This window comes from Aminobacter sp. P4_H6_2, from assembly GCF_056400805.1.
Window position 1 is genome coordinate 1 of the sequence record NZ_JBFUKO010000468.1, and the last position, 4,371, is coordinate 4,371.

3 protein-coding genes and 1 tRNA gene are annotated in these 4,371 nt (G+C 60.3%); 2 read left to right on the forward strand and 2 right to left on the reverse strand.

Features of this window, described 5'->3' with window-relative positions:
* The first annotated feature begins 309 nt into the window (after nt 1-309).
* Together AC1DUU_RS24450 and AC1DUU_RS24455 are read left to right on the forward strand one after the other, a co-directional pair.
* Nucleotides 310-384: transfer RNA gene (locus AC1DUU_RS24450), tRNA-Thr, on the forward strand.
* Nucleotides 385-723: 339 nt separating this feature from the next.
* Complete coding sequence (locus AC1DUU_RS24455; RefSeq protein ID WP_476785973.1) at nt 724-1,389, forward strand: DUF1194 domain-containing protein; 666 nt, start codon at nt 724-726, stop codon at nt 1,387-1,389.
* 43 nt (nt 1,390-1,432) lie between these two features.
* On the opposite strand, the gene AC1DUU_RS24460 is transcribed toward AC1DUU_RS24455, so the two are convergent.
* Nucleotides 1,433-2,407, reverse strand: a complete 975-nt coding sequence (locus AC1DUU_RS24460; RefSeq protein WP_476785971.1) for a DUF535 family protein — start codon at nt 2,405-2,407, stop codon at nt 1,433-1,435.
* Between the two features lie 159 nt (nt 2,408-2,566).
* Entirely contained in the window at nt 2,567-4,117 is a 1,551-nt protein-coding gene (locus AC1DUU_RS24465; protein WP_476785972.1) for a phospholipase D family protein, read from the reverse strand.
* Nucleotides 4,118-4,371: the final 254 nt, after the last annotated feature.

Here is a 4,371-nt window from a genome sequence, read left to right on the forward strand (position 1 = left end):
CTGCAAGGCCTTCCGGCCTCGCATCGGCTTCGCCTGTGCGTCGCGAGCGGGCCTGCGCCTTGCGTTTCATCAGGTTGGCGCRCAACTCGACTGCGAGCCGTGCCTGACGCTTGTCGGCACCGCTTKAGGGCATTTTTGGTTTCGACGACATATGGTGGTCCCCGCTTGTCGATCGTTCATAGCGGCTTGGCAACGGAAATGGCCAGTATTGTGGCGTAAGCGGGCCTGTGGAAAATGATACACGATTTGGTGCAACTGATAACTTGCGCTGCCGGGAATCATGTGGCACAAGCCGCCCCGTTCACGGTTGCTGCCGTAGCTCAGTGGTAGAGCACTCCCTTGGTAAGGGAGAGGTCGAGAGTTCAATCCTCTCTGGCAGCACCATTCTCCTCCCCTAATTGAAATCGTTGGATCCTGCGCTGCAGGGTTGCCGCCCATTCTGACGTTACAAGTCCTGTAACAAATCAGCGTGGGAATCGATGGCTGGCAAGGTTCGGCATCATATCCATCGAGGCGGGCGGTTATTTCGCTTGTCTTGCGATTCGGAAGGAGCTTCGGCTGGCCGGCATCAAACCGCGAAGCGGCGATCTACCAAAACTTGGAATATAACGTATTGTTGAGATGAGGCCGGGGGCTGACCGGAGGCTGAGGTGAACGTGCAGTCGCATCGGCGCAGCCACATTTGTCGCGCTGCCCGCACATTCCGCCGATGCAGATGTCGCGATCGCTTTCGCGGTCGATGTATCATCGTCTGTCGATGCATCTACGGCTGACATGCAGCGCGAGGGCCATGCTGAAGCATTGGTGGCGCCAGAGGTCCTCGCAGCAATTGCCCGCAACTATTTTGGATGCGTGGGGATCACCTATTTTGAGTGGTCCAGCCACGGGCATTTGCGCACCGTTCTGCCGTGGACAACGGTATGTGGGCTGGAGGACGCGAAAACCGCGGCTTCGACTATCCTCAAAAGCGGTACACGCACCGGTAACGTTGGTGGCGATACGTCCATTTCCTTCGCCATTGACCAGGGAAGTCTACTTCTCGACCAGTTCCCTGGAGCGGCGACCAGAAAGATAATTGATATCTCTGCCAATGGCACCAACAACGACGGCTTGCCCGTTCAGCAGAGCCGAATTCAGGCGATCACGAAGGGGTATACAATTAATGCAATCGCTGTGTCGCCACTTCTACGTGGGGTAAAATATGATCTCGCCAGCTATTTTGCCGCGAATATCATAGGCGGTCCGAACGCCTTCGTTCTCACGCCTGCCGCCAAGGGAGACTACGCGACCGCTCTCCGCCGCAAGCTGGTAGGCGAGATCAGTCTGTCGATCGGCAGATGGGAAGTGGATGGTGCAATCTATAACTATCGGCAGTTTTCGATTGAGTAACATTGGAAGGGCGAGTCTGAGGGCCTCGGATATTTGCGGAACGTCATTTGTGCCAGTGGGCAACCGCATCTCTGCCCGACGCACTGCAAATCCCGATGCCGATGTCCCAAAAAGCCCGTTTGCTTTGTTCGCGCCGGTTTGGGCTGTCGATTTGAGGCGCTGCTGGCGCTGGCAACTGGAAACCGAACGGTTCAGCGGGTGCGCCGCCGCGCTCCGTCCAATATTCGTCCAGATCGGCCTGCATCAGCCGCCGGCGTTTGCGGCGGCGCTGGTTGATGACATGCGTTGCATTGGAAACGGCCATGATGTGCGGCGGATTGGTCACCGAAACCAGGCCATGAAGCACGAGCAACATCGCATCCTTGGGCCGCAACCCGCCAAGGCAACGGGTTGCGGAGATGACCGAGCGCTTCGCCTCGGTGCCCTTGGGGCCTTGCATGCCGCCGATCGCCAGGCTGGGGGCGCCGTCTTCGCCACGGACAAGCACGAAGCTGGCCGTCCATAAGCTGTAATCGTCGCTCGCCCGCGACATTTTGAGGGCGAAGACGCCTTCGTGACGGCTGCCGCAATGAGCGGCCAGCAGCATCTGCATGTTGTAGTTTTCGCCGCGTCCGCTGACGCTGCCGAGATCGAGGCGCTCGCCCCGCCAAAGGGCCGCGAGATCGTCGTGCCTCAGCATCTTGGCCGCGATGCGGAAATGCTCCGTCATCAGCTTGAGACGAACGGGGCTTGGGATCCCCTGGACAAAAAAGACATCCAGCGACTTGCGCAGCAGGTCGTCATGCGGACGGCCGAGTGAGTGCAGTCGCGAAAAATCGTCGAGGAATTTTATCCAGCCAAAGGTGCTGACCGGACGGCAGGCGAATCGCAGGCAAAACACCACCGAGCGCTTGAGCGAGACGCGTGCACCAAGGCCAAGCGTCTGGAGGAAGACCGAGGGCCGCCTCGCGGCGCGTGCCGGCAATGATTGGACCGGCGCGACGCACTGATCCAGTTCCGGCTTCCATTCATGTCGCACGGGATCGCTCCTTTAGACTGCTTGCGCCGGTTCCGCGGAATTCTGGAACCGGCCGGGCGATCTAAAGAGCGAGCCGCATTGCGCCTGCATTGCATCTTTTTGTTCAGCGCGCGGCTTTTGATGTGACGTCGATTGGTGTGTTTGGCCGAGCTTGTCAGTTCACAGCTGGGATTCGATCGGCAGATAGCTGATGACCTTGGCCAGCAAGCGGCGCCGGAGGCTAGCGCGTGGTTCGTGCGTGAGTTCGCGTGCGCCGTTGGCGGCACGGTCGCGCCAGGTCAGTCTGCCGCCGTGCAGCGAAAGTTTGTAGCTGCCGCGCGGCGAGATCTGTGCCGCGATCACCGCTTCCACTTCACCGGCCAGCTCGTTTTGGCGGAACAGCACGCCCATTTCGGTGTTGAGCGAGGTGGAGCGCGGGTCGAAGTTGAAGGAGCCGACGAAGCCTGCCTGTCCATCGGCGATGAACGCCTTGGTGTGCAGGCTCGCGCCTTTGGAGCCGAACAGCGACATGTCGGTGCGCTCGTCGTCGGGCTTCAATTCGTAGATATCGATACCGCTTTTCAGCAGCGGCTTGCGGTATCGCACATAAGCGCCGTGGACCGCAGCGACGTCGGTGGCGGCGAGCGAATTGGTCAACACGGTGACCGCAACCCCATCCTTGGCCAGTGTCGTCAACTGATGGGTGCCAGCCTCGCCGGGGATGAAGTAGGGCGAAACGATCTTCAGCTCGCGCTTCGCGGAAGCCAATATTGGTTTGATAGCCGTCATCAGCCAGCTGTCCTGGCCTCCGCCATAGGCCTTTTCCGGCGGGTCGGAGGCGACTTCAGCCTCGTTTGTCCAGCGCAGCTTGCCCATGCCCGACGACGCCCATTGCCTGCTCTCCTCGGTGACACGGTGGATGTAAGGCTCGGCGAGGCCGGTGGTTGCCGTGCGCTCAAGGCGGACGCGTAGCGCCGGCAGGTCGCCTTTCGCCATGCCGGTGACATGACGGATCGGCAGCACCGCCTCGCTGTTCCAGAAGCGGTCGAAGATGGCTTCCGTCTGGTCGACCACGTCGCCGACGAGCAAAAGGTCCATGTCGCGGAAATTGGAATCCTCGGACGCGTCGAAATAGGCATCCCCGATATTGCGTCCGCCAACGATGGCCAGCCGGCCGTCGGCGATCCAGGCCTTGTTGTGCATGCGCCGCGTCGTCCTCACCGCGCGCAGCAAAAGTTCCAGGCCGCGCTGCAGGCCGAAGGCCCGTGCCCAGCTCGGATTGAACAGGCGAACCTCGATGTTGGGGTGGCTGTCGAGTGCGAGGTAGTTCGGGTCGTAGCCCTTGGCGTTGATGTCGTCGAGCATGAGCCGCACGCGCACGCCGCGATCGGCGGCGGTGAGCACCTCGCGCGCCAAAAGGCCGCCGGTCAGGTCGTCCTTCCAATAGTAATATTGCAGGTCGAGGCTGCGCTGCGCGTTGCGCGCGGTATAGGCGCGGACGGCAAAGGCATGAAGATTGGAGGAAAGCAGTGCCAGCCCGCTCTGATGCGGGCGGTTTGCCAATAGCGGGGCAACCATCGAATCGAACGGGGTTTCGTTTTCTGCCGTCGCAAGTGCCTGGGACGGCGCGCCGCGCGCGCGTTTGGCAAAGCGGCCATAGGCATAGACCGCAAACAGGGAGGCAAGGACCAGCGTTCCGACGACAGCTATGGCAATTGCGATGAGATTCATGCGTCGGGCGGCCAATTTGTTAAGTATGGAACCATAGCCTCACGATACCATTTCGGTGGAAGGCTATCGTGACGCATGTGGAAAAACTCGAACACCACGACCATATAGGCTAGAGTTGGCAACACGCCTGCCGCAACTGAACACGAATTTCCCAGAGATTCCAGACAAGTGATGGCTAGCAGACTAGGCTTTGAGATTCCCGCCGCAGCCGGTGCAGGGCACCCGCCTACAGCACAGCCGAAGCAGAACGCGTC

Coding starts and splice junctions, on each gene's coding strand:
- AC1DUU_RS24465 (WP_476785972.1), bottom strand. CDS start 4,117: ATGAATCTCATCGCAATTGCCATAGCTGTCGTCGGAACGCTGGTCCTT.